Below are 16,511 nucleotides of genomic sequence, written 5' to 3' on the forward strand. Positions count from 1 at the left end.
ATCTTCTTATCTTTTTCTCCAAGCTGCCGATAAAAAGCTGATTCGATGGAACTTAAACTCATAAATATAATCTATGATATTGGTTGAAATAAACTGGCAAATAATGGCATAAAGTACAATTTTATAATCAATCACCAAGGCCGTTAATACAAAGATGAAAAAGTTAATCCCCATCATCACTTTTCCTGGACTCCAATTTTTGTAGTTGGCAATCATTAATGCAGGAATGACCATGCCGCCGCTAGATGCACCGGATCGAATCAGTAAACCAACTCCTAAACCGAAACATACACTTCCCGCTATAATACAAAGGAAAATATTTATATGGATGTGAGGAAACTGAGAGGTTATGTAGCCTACGGTCATAGAAGTGATTGCAACGGAAATAACGGTTCGCAATGTCCAGGTAAAACCAAAATAAGGAAGAGCAAATAGTAAAAATACAATATTTGCCAGCCACAATGAAAAACCAAGGGATAGACTGAAAAAATGATTAATAAGGATTGCCAGCCCTGCTGCCCCGCCAGATGGGATAGAATGTGGAAATAAAAATAATGACATCGATATTCCCTGTAAGGTAGCTCCAAATAGTAAACAGGAATAGGTTAACAGCGTTTTCATCATATAGTATTGAATCGGATCCTAAAAAGTATCGTAATAAACCCCACATTCATTCCTCCCTTGGACTACCTTTCCTTGTCCATTTTATGAGAAATGAAAAAAGAATATGAGGAAATATTTATAAAATAAGTAAACAGAGGATTTACGCACACTTTTTCCAAAGCCCATTTGGCAGCCTTCAACTCTGAAACATTCTTTTCAAGGGATATTGATCTACTACTCAATATTTTAGTTGAGAGATTTTTTTATTTTTATGACATTGAATATTCTTTTATTTCTAAAAATGTTAAACTAGTTAAATATTAAGTATGTGAAAGTTGAGGCTAATGAAAATGATAAAAGCAATATTTTTTGATTTAGATGACACACTTCTTTGGGATCAAAAAAGTATAAAGGAAGCATTTGTTGCAACCTGTAAGGCAGCGGAGGACCGATATGGTGTTGACGCAAATGAATTTGAAGAGGCTGTACGTGAGGCTGCAAGAAATCTTTACTCCTCTTATGAGACCTACTCATTTACACAAATGATAGGGATTAATCCGTTCGAAGGCTTATGGGGTAATTTTTTGGATGACCACGATAATTTTAGAAAAATGAAAGAAATCGTACCTGGTTACCGAAAAGATGCATGGACTGCAGGGCTAAAGGCATTGGGTATCGATGACCCAACTTTCGGTTATGAATTGGCAGAAAGGTTCCCTCAGGAGCGCAGGAACCTGCCGTTTGTTTACGAAGAAACCTTTAACATACTAGATTCATTAAAAGGTAAGTATCAACTTCTTCTATTAACAAATGGTTCACCAGATCTGCAGAATACTAAACTATCGATTACACCAGAGCTTGTTCCGTACTTTGACCAGATTGTTATCTCAGGTGCGTTTGGAAGAGGGAAGCCCGACCCATCGATTTTTGAGCATGCATTGTCACTCATGTCACTTGAGAAGGACGAGGTTCTTATGGTGGGGGACAACCTAATGACAGATATTCTAGGTGCCAATTCAGCAGGGATCAAATCCGTCTGGATTAACCGTCACAATAAAGAGAGAAATGAAGTGATCCCAACCTATGAAATTGAACATTTAGAAGAGCTTTTCCCACTATTAGATGAATTGAATAAAAAATAAAAAAATATAGGCTGTTCAAAAGGTTTTTAAGTTTAGTATCCTTTTGGTCAGCCTTAAATTTTTATTCGAATAGTGGATTGTTCCCGAAAAAGAGGGAAGCAACCATTTATGGTAACAATCAAGAAGGAATTTTTAGAATAAATCAAAAACCCCTGCTCCAGTTGCTCACCCCATAGGGGGGAGCGAGACTAGCTTTTCATGATGGTCTTCCCATCCCTTTTCCGCGTTTTTCCCATAAGTAATTCGAGTATCAGTCATTACCATTGAGAAGTAATCTGAAACATATCCAATAACAACACTCATTTTACCAACTTCATGGATTTAGAGTGGAAACGTCTTCTTGGTTTTATTTTCTACGAAGGGGTTAGAGGTTGATGATAAAATTATTAGAAATTAATGAGAATCCTTTTTCCCTAATTTCGGGTATCCTCCTCATCCTAATGGAATAATGATGGACTCAAAAGTTGCTGATGGTCAAAAAATTTTTGTTTGTCTTACAACAAAGTTGTCGTAACCTGCCTGTTCTTTGCATATAATCAGAATCACACTATAAATTCGTTGCTAAGCTATTTATTTTTCAAAGCTATTTACACATGAAATTTTTATTAAAAGGAGTGTATAAAGTGCTTAAGAGTAGAGAGGAAGTTCAAGTCTTTCTGAAAACTTTCGAAGTCTTTGCCAATTGGAACGGAGAAAAACATTTTCTTACAATGGATACTGAAAATCCAAAGGGAATCCTAACGATTATAAAATCATCAGAAGGGGAATTTTATTTTCATCGAAAAAATGAACTGTACTGGGATATTAAAGAAATAAAGGTTGATACGGATATATTAATTGATATAATTTGGGCATTTAGACAGGCAATAAATAAATCCATCAAAGAAATGGCTTTGTAAGCCACACCGCATATTGTGCCTACTGAAACGAATCCTCAGTTTCATTCAATTTTCTCAATCTATAAATAAATTTCCGCTGCGAAGTATTTTTCAACAAAAAGAAGCTGCTAAAAATTCTATCCTTAAAAAAATATCCAGAAAATCCCCCATTCATTAGTAGGTGGGTGGATTTTCTGCGTACACCGGTTCCGAAACGTTAGACGCTTGAATTAAATAAAAGAAAGCAAGCCGCACTTGGCTTGCCTTCTTTATCTATAATTATCCGCGTCTGCCGCCTCTGCCGCCACGTTTCGTTTCGGTGTTGCGTTTTAAGCTGGATAAATTTTCTTCACTCGCTTTTAAGAATTTAGCCATTTTATCTTCAAAGTTCTCTTTTGGTTTAAATGTGCCTTTTGAACGGAAGTCCTTTGATTGCCTATTATCTCTCCCTTGGCGTTGTGGTCGCTGTGAATAAGAAGATGTTTGCCCTTCTGGTTTATCAATAGCTTTTTTAATAGACAAGGCAGTTTTTCCGTCTTTCTCGCTAATAACCTTTACCTCAACCTGGTCTCCTACTTTTAGATGGTCATTAACATCTTTTACATAGCTATCCGCTACCTCACTGATATGCACAAGACCAGTGGTGCCACCCGGTAATTCTACAAACGCTCCAAAATTAGTAATACCCGTTACTTTACCTTGTACTTTGCTGCCTACTTCGATCGACAAAAAGAGTTCCCCCTAAATAATGTTTTCAACTCATAATTATACACTGTTTCAAAGACAATTTCAACTGTTATCAGTAATAATTCAAGCCTAAAAATAAAAGGCTTTTTAAGTCATGTAATTCTATTGTACACCATAATTGCACTAGTCACGTTACAAAACTTTACTATATAATGAAGAAAACCTAGGTTTTTGTATGGAGTTGTTTAAATGAACCAAGAATTAATCGTTTACATAGTCGCTTTAATTATAGCCGGTACTTTAAGCGTGTTCTTATGCGTTTATACGATATTAAAAGTTAAGAATGCTCCCGGAGCTAAATATTATGTTTTTGTAACACTCCTATCAGCGATTTTTACATTTTCCTATTTATTTGAACTAACCAGTGTAACGCTCGAACAAATGAAGTTTTGGTTACAACTGGAGTATCTCGCTTTACCTTTCATCCCACTATTTATCCTATTTATGTGTTTCGAGTATGTAGGACAAAAGATTAAAAAGTGGATCTACTACTCCCTTTATGTCTTTCCGATATTAACCATCTTTGTGCACAGTACAAATAACCTCCATCACTTCTATTATAAGACGGTGGAGATAAGAAGTGACACCCCGTTTCCTATCTTAAAATTGGAAGGCGGGCCGTGGTTTTACATCCATTCGATTTTCGTATTTATATGCATTATGTTCAGTGTTATTATTCTACTCATGCAATTAAAAAAATCGTTATTTCAATTCCAGATGCAAATTATTACGATGGCCGCAGGACTTATTGTCCCCATTATCGCGACGCATTTTTATTTAAATGGATTAAGTCCGTATGGAATAGACCTTGGACCTGTGGCAATGAGTATTTCATTTTTATTTCATGGTGCTGCCCTTGTATCTTATCAAATGTTTAATGTAGCACCAATTGCAAGGGATACCGTGTTTGAAAGTATGAAAGAAGGCGTTATCGTGATCAATCAAGGTGGCAGGATTGTTGATTATAATCGTTCTGTCCTAAATGTTATCCCCACGCTTAATCGTCAAATGATTGGAAAAGGGCTATCTGATGTCCTACATGGTCAACAACAACTCCTTGAAATCATCTATCAAGGTGAAGAAAGAGATTACCAATTATCTCAAGGCAGCATGCAAACACATCATCATATTCGTTTTTCACCGGTTCAATCGAAAAACAGCCATGATATTGGGCAAATCATTACCTTTGTTGATGTAACAGAAAGAGTGAATTTGGAGGAAAAATTACAACAAATAGCAAGAACGGACGGTTTAACACAAGTTTTTACCAAATCCTACTTTATTCAAAAATCAGAGAATATTTTTAAATCCTTTACTCTAAATGGTGGAATCGTTTCCATCATTATGTTTGATATCGATTATTTTAAAACTGTAAATGATACCTATGGACATGAAGCTGGTGATATTGTCTTAGCAAATACTGCTAAAATTGCCACGAAATGCTTGCGTGAGTCTGACATCATTGGGCGTTATGGAGGAGAGGAATTTGTTATTTGTCTGCCTGATACGAATCTGTTCGATGCGCAAAAGATGGCAAATAGTATTCGGGCAAGGATTGCAGATAGTTATTCGCTTAATCAAGGTAAGAAAATTGTCGTAACATCAAGTTTTGGGATTTCACAAGCAAAAATTTTTCCTGGTGAACTTAAATATACCATTCATTCACTAATGCGGGAGGCCGACAAAGCTTTATACGAGGCAAAAAAAAAGGGAAGAAACTGTGTTCAATTGTTCGAACCAGTTATAATAGAAAAAGGTCCATTGATAGGATAATCTTCCTAGCAATGGACCCTGTCTTTTTTAATAATCCGTTACAATTCTATTACGATCTAGAAAAGCTTCAATGACTTCACTAACCTGAAATGATACTTGTGGAGAATCATAGTTTTCAAAGACATGCTCACATTCATTTTGATAAGCCATGATTTCATCATAATGGGATAGATGCCTTTGGATATCTTCTTCCTTATCGTTTCGTGCATTATGTCGCTTGATTACCGTATCCCGGTTTGCGAAAATGAAAAAGCGCATGACACGGTCACCATACATCTCTTTTAATTTTTCAGTGCCTTCTGGGTTTAACGTTAAGTAGACAAGGTTATGATGTTCAAAGGCTTTGACAATATCCTCTTCACGAATTCCATAATGAATACCATCAATTTCAACTGTTTCAAGGAATTCTTGGTTGTCTTGCATTTCTTGGAAGGATTCTTCCGAAACAAAATGATAGTCTACACCATCTTGCTCATAATGACGAGGAGAACGAGTTGTGTAAGAGAGGACTGTTTCCATATCAAACGCAGTAGCGACCATCTTTGCAATCGTTTTTCGCCCAGAGCCATCGGGACCTGTGTAGATGAATAATTTTTGTTTATCTTTGATTTTATACATAGATAACCTCCTATTATGAAATAGTTTAATTAAAAAAGAGCCTGCAGTTGGATTTTCATGTTGTCAGTTAAGTAATTCATAGTATCCCTAGAACGGGATATTTCCATTATAACAGATTTTTCGTCCAAATTTTTGATATTTCTGATTTTTTTATTAAGATAACGTAAAATTACCTATTTGTTCTAAATTTACTGTACAGTTTCTATTTAATTTTGTAAAGCTGTTGTGCAACAGTGAATGAAAAATAAATTCTCGAAAGTTTTGTATTTCAAGTATAATGAACCTATTCAGATTTTAGCATATGATATTTCTTTGAGAGAAATCCTATATAGAAGTTTGATAATACAAAAAAAACGAGGTTACTGTATGCGTGAAAAAAATTTTAAGGATTATCATTTAAGTGAAGAAATCACAAGGGCTCTGACCGTATTAAAGTACAATCATCCCACAGAAGTACAAAAAGAAGTAATTCCTAAGGCATTGGAAAAATTCGATATGATCGTCAAATCTCAAACAGGCTCAGGTAAGACGGCTTCATTTGCAATTCCTATTTGTGAAATGATGGAATGGGAGGAAAAAAAGCCACAAACATTAGTTCTTACACCAACTCGGGAGCTAGCCGTTCAAGTCCGTGAGGATATTACGAATATTGGTCGTTTTAAACGGATAAAAGCAATGGCTGTTTACGGCAAAGAACCTTTTTCAAAGCAAAAAGAGGAATTAAAGCAAAAAACACATGTGGTCGTGGGGACACCCGGTCGTACGATGGACCATATCGAGAGGGGTACCCTTGAATTAGATAAAATAAAGTTTTTAATCATTGATGAAGCGGATGAAATGCTAAATATGGGCTTTATCGATGAGGTGGAAGCCATCATCAAGGAACTTCCAAAGGACAGAGTAACCATGGTTTTTTCTGCCACCTTACCGAAGGATGTGGACAACCTCTGTCATCAATACATGAAAAATCCCATTCCGATTGAGATAGCTGCCGATGGTGTAACAACAAATACTATTGAACATGCTGTCATTGAAGTAAAGGAAGATGATAAGATTTCACTACTTAAAGATGTAACAGTTGTTGAAAATCCAGATAGCTGTATTATTTTCTGCCGAACAAAAGAAAATGTTGAGAGTGTCTATGCCGAATTGGAAAACGACAATTATACTTGTGAAAGACTCCATGGCGGACTAGATCAAGAAGACCGGTTCGCGGTTATGGATGGTTTTAAAGCTGGGAATTTCCGTTATTTAGTTGCAACGGATGTGGCTGCTCGGGGAATCGATATTGATTACGTGTCATTAATCATTAATTATGATGTGCCAATGGAAAAAGAAGGCTATGTTCACCGTACGGGAAGAACTGGCAGAGCAGGTAATCAAGGAAAAGCGATTACCTTTGCAACACCATATGAGGGGAAATTCCTTAAGGCAATCGAAAGGTATATTGGGTTTGAAATCCCGGCAATGGACGTTCCGAAGCAGGAAGTGGTGACAAGTGGAAAAGCGGCATTTGAAGAAAAAATAAGCGGTCGCAGAGTGGTTAGAAATAATAAAACCGCTCGGATCAATAAAGATATTACCAAGCTTCACTTTAGCGGCGGCAAAAAGAAAAAGCTTCGCGCAGTGGATTTCGTTGGTACAATCTCAAATATTCCTGGAGTTACCGCCGACGATATTGGCATCATCACCATTCAGGACAATTTAACATATGTAGACATCCTTAATGGTAAAGGCTCAATAGTAATCCAGGCGATGGAGAATACAACCGTTAAAGGGAAGAAGCTAAAGGTTAGCCAGGCGTTAAAGTAATGTTTCTTAGAAGGACGATTTATTTTACTATAATCGTCCTTATTTTTTATAAATGTTGTTTCGTTCCAAAAAGTAAAAAGAAAGGAGAATTCTATCAATGAAGTATTTTAAAACACAAATGAAACAGTTAGTAAAAGAAAATAAAGACCTGCAGAAGCATTTAAAAGAATTGATTGATGAGCACCAATTAGAAAAAAACTTTGCCCTAAAGGCTTTGTATCATTCAGAAGTAGCCGATGGAGGAAAATATCAGGCTGCTTATCAAGCACTTGACGTGCCTAAAGGGTAAGTTATTTTGAAATTTTAAAAAAAGAGGAAAAAAATGAACATAACAAAAATTTTAGTAGTCAGTCCCATGTATAAAGACCTTCAAATAGTAATAGAAAAGGAAGTTACGGATAAGACTTTTCGCTTTATCCCTGAAAATGAATTTTCACAAAGTGATTTGAGTTGGGCAGATGCACTGGTTTCTTTCAACCTAAAAGCAGACTATGATTACAGCCATTTAAAATGGGTTCATTCTCTTGGTGCAGGGGTTGACCGTTTTTTATATAAGAAAGACTGGAATGAAGCAGTTTTACTAACTAGAACCATTTGTTCTTTTGGACAAAGGATTGCGGAGTATTGTTTAAGCTACATCTTAAAGGATTTACAATTACATGATGTTTTTCAAAATCAACAACAACTAAAAAGTTGGAAGCAGCATACGCCGAAATTAGTAGGTGATCAAAAAGTTCTTGTATATGGGACAGGCGAAATTGGTCAAATGATAGCGAAGGTTTTTTCAGGATTAGGGGTTGACGTTTTCGGTGTTTCCTTAAGCGGGCAGGAAAAGGCCAATTTCAAAGAGGTCATGAAATTAGATTTTCATACTTCACGTTTAAGTGAAATGAACTATATCATTAATACCTTGCCACTTACGGAAAAAACTGAAAAAATATTTAACGACATAATCTTTTGTCAATTAAAAAGTGCGGGATTTATTAATGTCGGAAGAGGTGCTTCGGTGGATGAAGGTGCTTTATTAAAAGCTTTATCTGGGAATCATATTAGTTATGCTGTCCTTGATGTTTTTTCACAAGAACCATTGCTTGAAAATAATCCATTATGGAGACACCCTAGAGTTTTCATAACTCCTCATATATCGGCTGTTACCACCCCCAATGAAGGGGCAGCTTGTTTCATTAATACACTTAAGAATATTGAAGCAAACAAGCCGCTAAAAAATAAAGTTGATACTAAAAGAGGCTATTAAAGCTAATCAAAACCCGAAAATACGGGTTTTTCTTTTGCTTTCGAATGGTAACGCTTTAAAAAAAGTAACGAAATGTTCACATGTTATGAGGAATAAATGAGGTAGAATAAACTTATTAACTTAGTTATGTGAAATGCTTCACATTTTTATAAGAGGGTAGATGGATCAGCTTAGAATACTAAATATCAGAGGTGAAAGGCATGGCAGATATATCAATAGGTGCATTACTCCTTAGGTTTGTTTTAGGAGGAGGAGCAGTAGTTGTTTCAACACTTGTTGCCAGGAATTTAGGTGAAAAGGCTGGAGGTATTTTTGCTGCTTTTCCTGCTGTGTACTTAGCAGCTTTATTAACGGTCGGTTTGGATTTTAGTGGAGAAGATTTAGTTTCTCATTCCATTTTATTATCTAAAGGTGCGATTGTCGGAATGGGCATCAATATCCTCGTAGCCATTCTAGCTGGATATCTCCTGCCAAGGCAAGGATGGAAACGAGGTCTGGCACAAGCTATGGGGTTCTGGCTAGTCGTTTCAATGGCTGTGGTTATTATTACAACATACTAAGGGAAGTGTGCTAGATATGTATAAAGATTTGCTTATTCGCTTCACTCTCGGTGGAGCAGCCGTGATGATCAGCTATTTAATAACGGTCTTATCTCCATGGAAAATCTTAGCAGGAATCTTTGCTGCCTTTCCAGCAGTGATGATTACAGCGGTGTTGATGATGGGGATTGCTTCTGGATCGAAAAAGGCTGCAAAAATTGCAAATGGTTCTGTGTTTGGAATGGTGGGCGGCGTTTTCTGTGTAGCAACGGTGTGGACGGTTTTACAAGTTAGTGGTAATTGGGGATTAAGTATCGTATTAGGACTGCTGTTCTGGTTGGGTAGCTCAATTATTGTTTCTTCGCTTAGAGATAAGCTTAAAAATGGTCGGAAAATTAGAGGCAGGGTTAAGGTTAATCTTCACTCTGGTATACAGGTCAGACATAAATAAACAAAAGAAAAAAACAAGACGGCTGGCACCGCCTTGTTTTATGTTGCATCTATACCTATTCTTCAGTATCTTCAGTACCTTCTTCAGTACTTTCTTCGTTTTGTTCCGTTTCTTCAGTTTCTGGATCATCTGTATTTGTTGTATCACTACACCCAGTGGCAACTCCAAGTAACATCAATGCTGACATCAAAGCAACTAACCATGTTTTAAAATTTTTCATTTTCATAATCCTCCTTGATTTCTTGCATGATTTGTACTACAGGCTTATCATACAAGCTGCGGAAGAAAAAAAGATTGAATTTTCGATTTCTTAACATTTCTTAACAGCCTCTTTAAAAAATTTCAAACTTTCTGAATTATAATTTACAAAGAATTTACTAAATATATAATTTTAAATGGATTTTATTATCCTTTAAAATAGGTACAATTGTCTATTTCTAAAAATAAATGAATTGATTATTTCTCTTAACTTTGTTACTCTATACTTAACTTTTTTTCGTATTATGAAACTTTTTTCAAAACGAAATATATTCAAAAAAACAAAATAATAGTAGAAGGTGGCTCTAACATGAACCTACAAGCAGATGTTTGTATCGTTGGCGGCGGACCTGCAGGGACTTTACTCGGACATTTATTGGCTAAAAACGGAATATTAACCATTATTATAGAACGTTCTACCGGGGTTAACAGACAATTCAGAGGCGAGCATATTAACGGTGAAACAGAAGCGATCTTAAAAGAACATCATTTATTTAATAAAATAGAAGAACTCGGAATTCTTAAAATGAAGAAGGTAGAATACTTCTCTGGAAGAAATATCGTGAACAGTATTACGCCCGGTACCCATGAAGACCATGTCGGAATTCACGTACCACAAGCCCATTTATTAACGGCAATCATCCAAGAATCTGAGGGAAATCAAAATTTCCAATTGCTATTTAACACGACTGTTAAAGAATTAATTCAGGATGAAAAAGGATTCTATACGGGTGTTAAGGCGATACAAAATGGGGAAGAAATCCATATTTCAAGTAAGGTTACAATCGGGGCAGACGGTCGTTATTCTACCGTACGTAAGCTGGCGAAGATACCTACAATAGAAATGACACACGGATATGATGTATTGTGGGCAAAAATTCCTGCTCCTGCAGGGTGGGAGCCAACAACAAGAATGGTCCTTGTTAATGGCCATCAACTTGCATTATTTTCGCAAACGGGTGGTCTCATCCAAATTGGCTGGAATATCGCTGAGGGTTCGTTTCCGGAATTACGTAAAGGTTCCCTGCAGCCATTTCTTGAGCCTTTGATTGAAAGTTTTCCGGAACTAGAAGAGAGTGTGAACAACCACCTCCGTTCATGGAAAGACTTGGTTTGTTTAAAAGTACAAAGTTCCCGCAGCGATACGTGGGTAGAGAACGGATTAATCCTAATAGGTGATGCTGCCCATACGATGACCCCAACCGGAGCAATTGGAATTAATAGTGGAATGAAAGACGCCCATATCTTAGCGCCACTCCTAACACAAGCCATTATCGAAGGAAACGTTAGTGCAGACCAATTGAAACTCTTCGAAATGAGCAGAAAAAACGAAGTCAAAACACAACAAATCATGCAACTAAAACAAGAAACATCCCTTAAGGAAAAATTTGCTTATAGATGATCATTAGAACGGTGACAGGCACCAAATATACAAAAAAGGCTGTTTATGCATCCTCTTTTGTATATTTGGTGCCTTTTTTGGTGCAGGAAATTTTGATGATTTTTTTGTTGAATAAGTAGGATTGGGGTGTATGGGAAATTATATGGTTATCCATGAAAAGGGGTTAAATATGATGAATTCGCAATTTCAGCTTACTCGCGCATTTTTGATTAGCTTGGTTGCACTTTTGGCATTTAGTGTTGTGGCGATGTTGGTAAGAGCGGAGAAAATTATTGATTTTGATAATGCGGTAATTAGTGCTGTACAATCACAAGAGTCTCCGTTTCTGACAAGGATTATGGAGTTTTTTACCACGGTTGGTTCAACTTTATGGGTAGTCATCATCTGTCTTTTGATCCTAATCTTTCTTTACAAAATGTTGCACCACCGGCATGAATTAGTTTTATTTATTGTGGTTGTTGCAGGTTCACCTTTACTAAACATGGTCCTAAAAGAAATCTTTCAAAGGGCTCGCCCTGATTTAAATCGACTGATTGAAATCAGTGGGTACAGTTTCCCGAGTGGTCATGCCATGAATGCTTTTACTGTTTATGGAATCCTTACCTTTTTGCTTTGGCGGCATATCTTTAATCTAACAGGCAGAACACTCCTACTCTTATTTAGTTCATTTGTTGTCTTTATGATTGGCGTAAGCAGGATTTATTTAGGGGTGCACTATCCAAGTGACATCATTGGAGGGTATCTTGCCAGTGGTTGTTGGCTTGCGGCTTCGATTTGGGTCTTCCAATGGTATATGGAGCGACAGCCGCAATTAACGAGTAGAATGCTTAAAAGATCATAGCTAGAAAAACTTATTAGCAAAGGAACCTAAATTATGGAGTTTATTACTAGTAATCATTGGGATGAAGAACTATGGCAAAATGTTAGAGGTATTTATACTGTTGCATTTGGTGAACATGCAACGAAGCCAGAAAAAATTATTCGTAATATGTTTGCAAGAAATCTTTGTTCTCTCCATGTTTTAAAGGAAAGCGACATAGTTCTTTCCATGGCGTTAACTGGTTCGTTGCCAGGGTCAAGTGTATTACTGCTCGATTATTTAGCGGTCAGAAAGGATCTACGTGGTCGTGGAGTGGGAATAGCCTTTTTTGATTACATAAATGAATGGGCCCGTTCCCAGAATCAATACAATAGAATCCTGGTTGAAGTGGAATGTGATGAAACACCACAAAATATAGCTAGAATTCACTTTTGGGAAAAATGCGGTTTTCAATTGTTGGATGATTATAAGCACTGCTATAAATGGGGTCCGCAACATTACATGGCAATGGTTCTGTACCTGAAGAGTAAGCCGGCCACACCATTAAAAGGGGAGGATTGTCTTAAGTATATGGCCTCCTTTCATAAAGAATCATACAAATTAATGTAAATTTTTCCTAGTCCCTACTATCCAATACCTGTAGAATAGTAATAAAGTATTCTACATAAGGTGGGGAATTAAATGATTACATATCCTTTTTTAGATAAAAAAGCAACCATTGGGGTAACAGCACCATCTTCAGGTGTGGAACCGGAATTGCATGATTTGGTTAAACAATCCTGCAGCAGGTTAGAAGAGAAGGGATTTCGAGTCGTCTGTGGAGATACCGTTTGGACCCAGAACAAAGCAAAATCTTCACCTGCGATGAAACGGGCGCAAGAGTTTAATGCAATGATGCAGGATGATGGAATTGATGTAATCATCCCGCCATGGGGCGGGGAGCTGCTCATTGAGGCACTTGATAAATTAGATTTTGCTTCTTTGAAAAATAAGTGGGTTATGGGATATTCAGACACAAGTTTATTGTTGCTTGCCATAACCCTAAAGACAGGTATAGCAACTGCTCATGGTACGAATTTAATCGATTTAAGAGGGGAATACTCGGATGAGACCACAGCCGTGTGGCAACGTGTATTATCTACGGAAGTAGGAGCCTCTATTACGCAGTATTCTTCCGTAAAATATCAAAAGAAATGGCAGCACGATCATCCATCTCCATGTGTGTTTCACTTAACCGAGTCAACCATTTGGAAATCTGTTTCCAGAGATAGTGTTAAGGCAAAAGGGCGCTTGCTTGGCGGCTGTATTGATATCATTAGGCATTTGATTGGCACACCTTATGGGGATGTAAAGAATTTTAGGAAAAATTATCTCAATAATGAACCTATTATCTGGTATCTAGAAAATTGTGAATTGAAAACTACTGATTTGCGAAGATCTTTAGTACAAATGCAATTAGCCGGTTGGTTTGATGGCTGTACCTGCGTCATGTTTGGTAGAAGCCCTGCCAATGAATCTGTAGAAGGTTATACCATTGAAGATGTTTATCAAGATTTATTCGATGAGCTCCAAATCCCTATTGTTTATGACATTGATTGTGGGCATGTCCCGCCACAAATCACCTTTGTGAATGGTGCCTATGGAGAAGTTGAAGTGGAAAATGGCAAAGGGACCGTCGTGCAGCACTTTAAAGCATAAAATAATAGACTGAATGAATCTAGGGTTAGCAGACTACTCATCTGATGACCTTTTAAATAAAAAATGTCTCAAAAGGGAATCAGATTTAGCTTCTGATTGCCTTTTGAGTTAAAAAACCATATTGGAGGTAAACAGATAAGGCACCTGATTCCCATTAGAGTTAACAAACGTTAATCTAGGTTCTTCGTCATTAAAGTGGAAACGTCTTTAAAACCAAGCTTTTCATAAAGATGTTTCGCATGGTTTCCGGCATACACATTTAATTGGACCTTTTTATGACCCACTGCACGTAATTGCATAAAAGCTGCTTTACATAATTTTTCAGCGACCCCTTGTTTGCGATAGGCTGGGAGAACATACATTTCATTGACAAAACCGACAACTTCATCCGTATTTTGATCAATGATTCGACCTAATCCAACCCATCCTTGTATGGCATTATTTTTAACACGAACGAGGTAATAACCACCGCCATTTAAAAAAGGAGTCATCATTTCAATCGCTTTTTTGCGGCTTGGCGTAACGCATCCCATTGTGGCCTCTTTTAATACCTCCAAATGATAATTTAAAATACTATGAGTCTCCTCATAGGTTGCCTTTCTAATCGCCATTTCCCTTTACAACTCCTTTGAAAACTAAAAACGATCATTACATCCATCTAGTCAAATACCTACTCTATAGTATGAAAATAGGTAAATTTTGTTGCCGGTTATCGCATGGGCTGATATTAAACGGTTTCTGAAGGTATGAATGATTAAGGAAAAATAATGGTTTGCATAGATTAGATAAGATTAGCCAAATTCCTATATGTAAACTTTAATAAATAATTGGTTGACATAAAATAGTAAACCAATTATTCTTAATTTATAAAATATTTTTAGGGGGAATGGTATGAAACTTAAAACGTCGGATCTTACGTTAGCGGGAATGTTTGTTGCTTTAATGGCCGTTGGGGCTAACATTACATCAATTGCTCCATTCATGGTTGTTGGGGGAGTACCGATCACGCTGCAAACCTTTTTTGCTATTTTAGCAGGGGTGGTACTTGGCAGTCGATTGGGTGCAATTGCAATGATGGTCTATGCATTTGTTGGATTGGCGGGAGTTCCTGTTTTTGCAAAATTCGGAGCAGGTCTTGGACAAATCCTTAGCCCTACATTTGGCTTTATTGTTTCGTTTATATTCACAGCATTTGCAACTGGATACATAATGGAAAAGATGAAGAAAACAACTGGTGTATTTGTCTTGGCAGCACTTGTAGGAATGGCAATTAATTATGTTTTCGGTACGAACTGGATGTATGCTGCTTATAAAGTATGGGCTTCAGCACCCGATGGATTTACCTATAAGATGGCATGGTTGTGGATGGTGGTTCCACTTCCAAAAGATATTATTCTTGCCATTTTAGCTGGTTTAATGGGACAACGCTTAGAACGTACCTTATCAAGAAGCCAATTTAGGAATTTTAGAAAAGCGAGTTAAAAGGAAATGGGGAGATTGTATGAGTAAGTGGAAGGAACTAGCTTTAGAGGTGCTAGATGGTCATGAAATATCTAAAGAAGAAGCATTAAGTATTTTAAATTCCAGTGATACGGAATTATTAGAGGTATTGCAAGGAGCTTACACCATTCGCCATCATTATTATGGAAATAAAGTAAAGCTTAATATGTTAATCAATACAAAATCAGGTCTTTGTCCTGAGAATTGTGGCTATTGTTCACAATCTAGTATTTCTAATGCACCGATTCAAAAATATCGAATGGTAGATAAAGATACAATCCTTAAAGGAGCAGAGCAAGCCCACCAGCTTCACGCTGGTACATATTGCATAGTAGCAAGCGGCCGAGGTCCTAGTAATCATGAATTAGACCAAGTTGTTTCAGCAGTAAAGGAAATAAAGGACAAATACGAATTGAAGATTTGTGCCTGCCTTGGAATATTAAAACCAGAACAAGCAGAAAAGCTGAAGGAAGCTGGGGTCGATCGCTACAATCATAACCTTAACACCTCAGAAGACCACCATGATTCTATTACTACATCACACTCTTATCAGGATCGAGTTAATACTGTTGAGTTAATCAAAGAAGCAGGTATTTCTCCTTGTTCAGGAGTAATCGTCGGTATGAGGGAAACAAAAGAAGACGTGGTGAATGTGGCCATGAGTTTAAAAGTATTAGATGCCGATTCGATTCCTGTTAACTTTTTACATGCAATAGATGGCACTCCGCTTGAAGGCACCAAGGAGCTGAATCCTAGATATTGCTTAAAAGTTTTGGCACTCATGCGGTATGTAAATCCAACAAAAGAAATCAGAATTTCAGGTGGACGAGAAGTTAATTTAGGAAGTTTGCAGCCACTTGGATTATATGCAGCGAATTCTATTTTTGTTGGAGATTACTTAACAACTTTAGGACAAGAAACGACCGAGGATCATCAAATGCTGAAAGATTTAGGTTTTGAAGTAGATTTTGTAAAAGAAACAGTTCAATAAATAGGATTTAAGAATCGTTGGGCG

20 protein-coding genes are annotated in these 16,511 nt (G+C 37.0%); 14 read left to right on the forward strand and 6 right to left on the reverse strand.

The genetic code is table 11. From position 1 onward, the window contains the following. Window positions 1–6 precede the first annotated feature (6 nt). Window positions 7–624: a YitT family protein gene (locus tag V7108_RS20860; RefSeq protein ID WP_335569310.1), complete on the reverse strand. Its 618-nt coding sequence runs from the start codon at window positions 622–624 to the stop codon at window positions 7–9. A gap of 329 nt (window positions 625–953) precedes the next feature. Between V7108_RS20860 and V7108_RS20865 the strand changes: the two genes are divergently transcribed. Next, window positions 954–1,745 (forward strand): HAD family hydrolase, encoded by a 792-nt coding sequence (locus V7108_RS20865; RefSeq protein WP_335569311.1) that lies wholly within the window; start codon window positions 954–956, stop codon window positions 1,743–1,745. 165 nt (window positions 1,746–1,910) lie between these two features. Here V7108_RS20865 and V7108_RS20870 read toward each other — a convergent pair whose 3' ends face one another. Beyond that, a complete protein-coding gene (locus V7108_RS20870) occupies window positions 1,911–2,048 on the reverse strand; it encodes a hypothetical protein (protein WP_335569312.1) in 138 nt (45 codons plus the stop codon). Window positions 2,049–2,368: 320 nt separating this feature from the next. Here V7108_RS20870 and V7108_RS20875 point away from each other — a divergent pair, with 320 nt between their 5' ends. Beyond that, window positions 2,369–2,644, forward strand: coding sequence for a hypothetical protein (locus V7108_RS20875; RefSeq protein ID WP_335569313.1), 276 nt, complete (start codon window positions 2,369–2,371; stop codon window positions 2,642–2,644). Between the two features lie 258 nt (window positions 2,645–2,902). On the opposite strand, the gene V7108_RS20880 is transcribed toward V7108_RS20875, so the two are convergent. After that, window positions 2,903–3,352, reverse strand: coding sequence for a S1 domain-containing RNA-binding protein (locus tag V7108_RS20880; protein ID WP_335512145.1), 450 nt, complete (start codon window positions 3,350–3,352; stop codon window positions 2,903–2,905). 207 nt (window positions 3,353–3,559) lie between these two features. On the opposite strand from V7108_RS20880, the gene V7108_RS20885 reads away from it, so the two are divergent. Continuing rightward, window positions 3,560–5,143, forward strand: a complete 1,584-nt coding sequence (locus V7108_RS20885) for a histidine kinase N-terminal 7TM domain-containing diguanylate cyclase (protein ID WP_335512147.1) — start codon at window positions 3,560–3,562, stop codon at window positions 5,141–5,143. A 27-nt stretch (window positions 5,144–5,170) separates the two neighbouring features. Here V7108_RS20885 and V7108_RS20890 read toward each other — a convergent pair whose 3' ends face one another. Further along, a complete protein-coding gene (locus V7108_RS20890; RefSeq protein ID WP_335512150.1) occupies window positions 5,171–5,761 on the reverse strand; it encodes a guanylate kinase in 591 nt (196 codons plus the stop codon). Between the two features lie 366 nt (window positions 5,762–6,127). Between V7108_RS20890 and V7108_RS20895 the strand changes: the two genes are divergently transcribed. The 5 genes from V7108_RS20895 to V7108_RS20915 all read left to right on the forward strand — a co-directional run bounded on the left by V7108_RS20895 (window position 6,128) and on the right by V7108_RS20915 (window position 9,818). Further along, window positions 6,128–7,573, forward strand: a complete 1,446-nt coding sequence (locus tag V7108_RS20895; RefSeq protein WP_335569314.1) for a DEAD/DEAH box helicase — start codon at window positions 6,128–6,130, stop codon at window positions 7,571–7,573. Between the two features lie 97 nt (window positions 7,574–7,670). Next, window positions 7,671–7,862: a hypothetical protein gene (locus tag V7108_RS20900; protein ID WP_335512154.1), complete on the forward strand. Its 192-nt coding sequence runs from the start codon at window positions 7,671–7,673 to the stop codon at window positions 7,860–7,862. Window positions 7,863–7,895: 33 nt separating this feature from the next. Beyond that, entirely contained in the window at window positions 7,896–8,828 is a 933-nt protein-coding gene (locus V7108_RS20905) for a D-2-hydroxyacid dehydrogenase (RefSeq protein ID WP_335569315.1), read from the forward strand. A 200-nt stretch (window positions 8,829–9,028) separates the two neighbouring features. After that, the gene (locus V7108_RS20910) at window positions 9,029–9,388 is read left to right on the forward strand and encodes a DUF3147 family protein (protein ID WP_335512158.1); all 360 of its coding nucleotides are present in this window, start codon (window positions 9,029–9,031) and stop codon (window positions 9,386–9,388) included. Between the two features lie 16 nt (window positions 9,389–9,404). Next, window positions 9,405–9,818, forward strand: a complete 414-nt coding sequence (locus V7108_RS20915) for a DUF3147 family protein (RefSeq protein WP_335512160.1) — start codon at window positions 9,405–9,407, stop codon at window positions 9,816–9,818. A gap of 55 nt (window positions 9,819–9,873) precedes the next feature. On the opposite strand, the gene V7108_RS20920 is transcribed toward V7108_RS20915, so the two are convergent. After that, window positions 9,874–10,038, reverse strand: a complete 165-nt coding sequence (locus V7108_RS20920; protein ID WP_335512161.1) for a hypothetical protein — start codon at window positions 10,036–10,038, stop codon at window positions 9,874–9,876. Window positions 10,039–10,386: 348 nt separating this feature from the next. On the opposite strand from V7108_RS20920, the gene V7108_RS20925 reads away from it, so the two are divergent. The 4 genes from V7108_RS20925 (at window position 10,387) to V7108_RS20940 (ending at window position 13,996) form a co-directional block, all read left to right on the forward strand. After that, window positions 10,387–11,478: an FAD-dependent monooxygenase gene (locus tag V7108_RS20925; RefSeq protein WP_335512163.1), complete on the forward strand. Its 1,092-nt coding sequence runs from the start codon at window positions 10,387–10,389 to the stop codon at window positions 11,476–11,478. A gap of 130 nt (window positions 11,479–11,608) precedes the next feature. Next, window positions 11,609–12,319, forward strand: a complete 711-nt coding sequence (locus V7108_RS20930; RefSeq protein WP_335569316.1) for a phosphatase PAP2 family protein — start codon at window positions 11,609–11,611, stop codon at window positions 12,317–12,319. Between the two features lie 33 nt (window positions 12,320–12,352). Next, on the forward strand, window positions 12,353–12,907 hold the full coding sequence (locus V7108_RS20935; RefSeq protein ID WP_335512166.1) for a GNAT family N-acetyltransferase: 555 nt from the start codon (window positions 12,353–12,355) through the stop codon (window positions 12,905–12,907). Between the two features lie 72 nt (window positions 12,908–12,979). Then, the gene (locus tag V7108_RS20940) at window positions 12,980–13,996 is read left to right on the forward strand and encodes a S66 family peptidase (protein ID WP_335569317.1); all 1,017 of its coding nucleotides are present in this window, start codon (window positions 12,980–12,982) and stop codon (window positions 13,994–13,996) included. Window positions 13,997–14,166: 170 nt separating this feature from the next. Here V7108_RS20940 and V7108_RS20945 read toward each other — a convergent pair whose 3' ends face one another. Continuing rightward, on the reverse strand, window positions 14,167–14,607 hold the full coding sequence (locus tag V7108_RS20945) for a GNAT family N-acetyltransferase (RefSeq protein ID WP_335509122.1): 441 nt from the start codon (window positions 14,605–14,607) through the stop codon (window positions 14,167–14,169). A gap of 280 nt (window positions 14,608–14,887) precedes the next feature. Between V7108_RS20945 and V7108_RS20950 the strand changes: the two genes are divergently transcribed. Continuing rightward, complete coding sequence (locus tag V7108_RS20950) at window positions 14,888–15,478, forward strand: biotin transporter BioY (RefSeq protein WP_335509124.1); 591 nt, start codon at window positions 14,888–14,890, stop codon at window positions 15,476–15,478. A gap of 19 nt (window positions 15,479–15,497) precedes the next feature. Further along, window positions 15,498–16,487 (forward strand): biotin synthase BioB, encoded by a 990-nt coding sequence (bioB, locus tag V7108_RS20955; RefSeq protein WP_335509126.1) that lies wholly within the window; start codon window positions 15,498–15,500, stop codon window positions 16,485–16,487. The last annotated feature ends 24 nt before the right edge of the window (window positions 16,488–16,511 follow it).

It is taken from the genome of Neobacillus vireti, assembly GCF_036962345.1.
Lineage (GTDB): Bacteria > Bacillota > Bacilli > Bacillales > Cytobacillaceae > Neobacillus > Neobacillus vireti_A.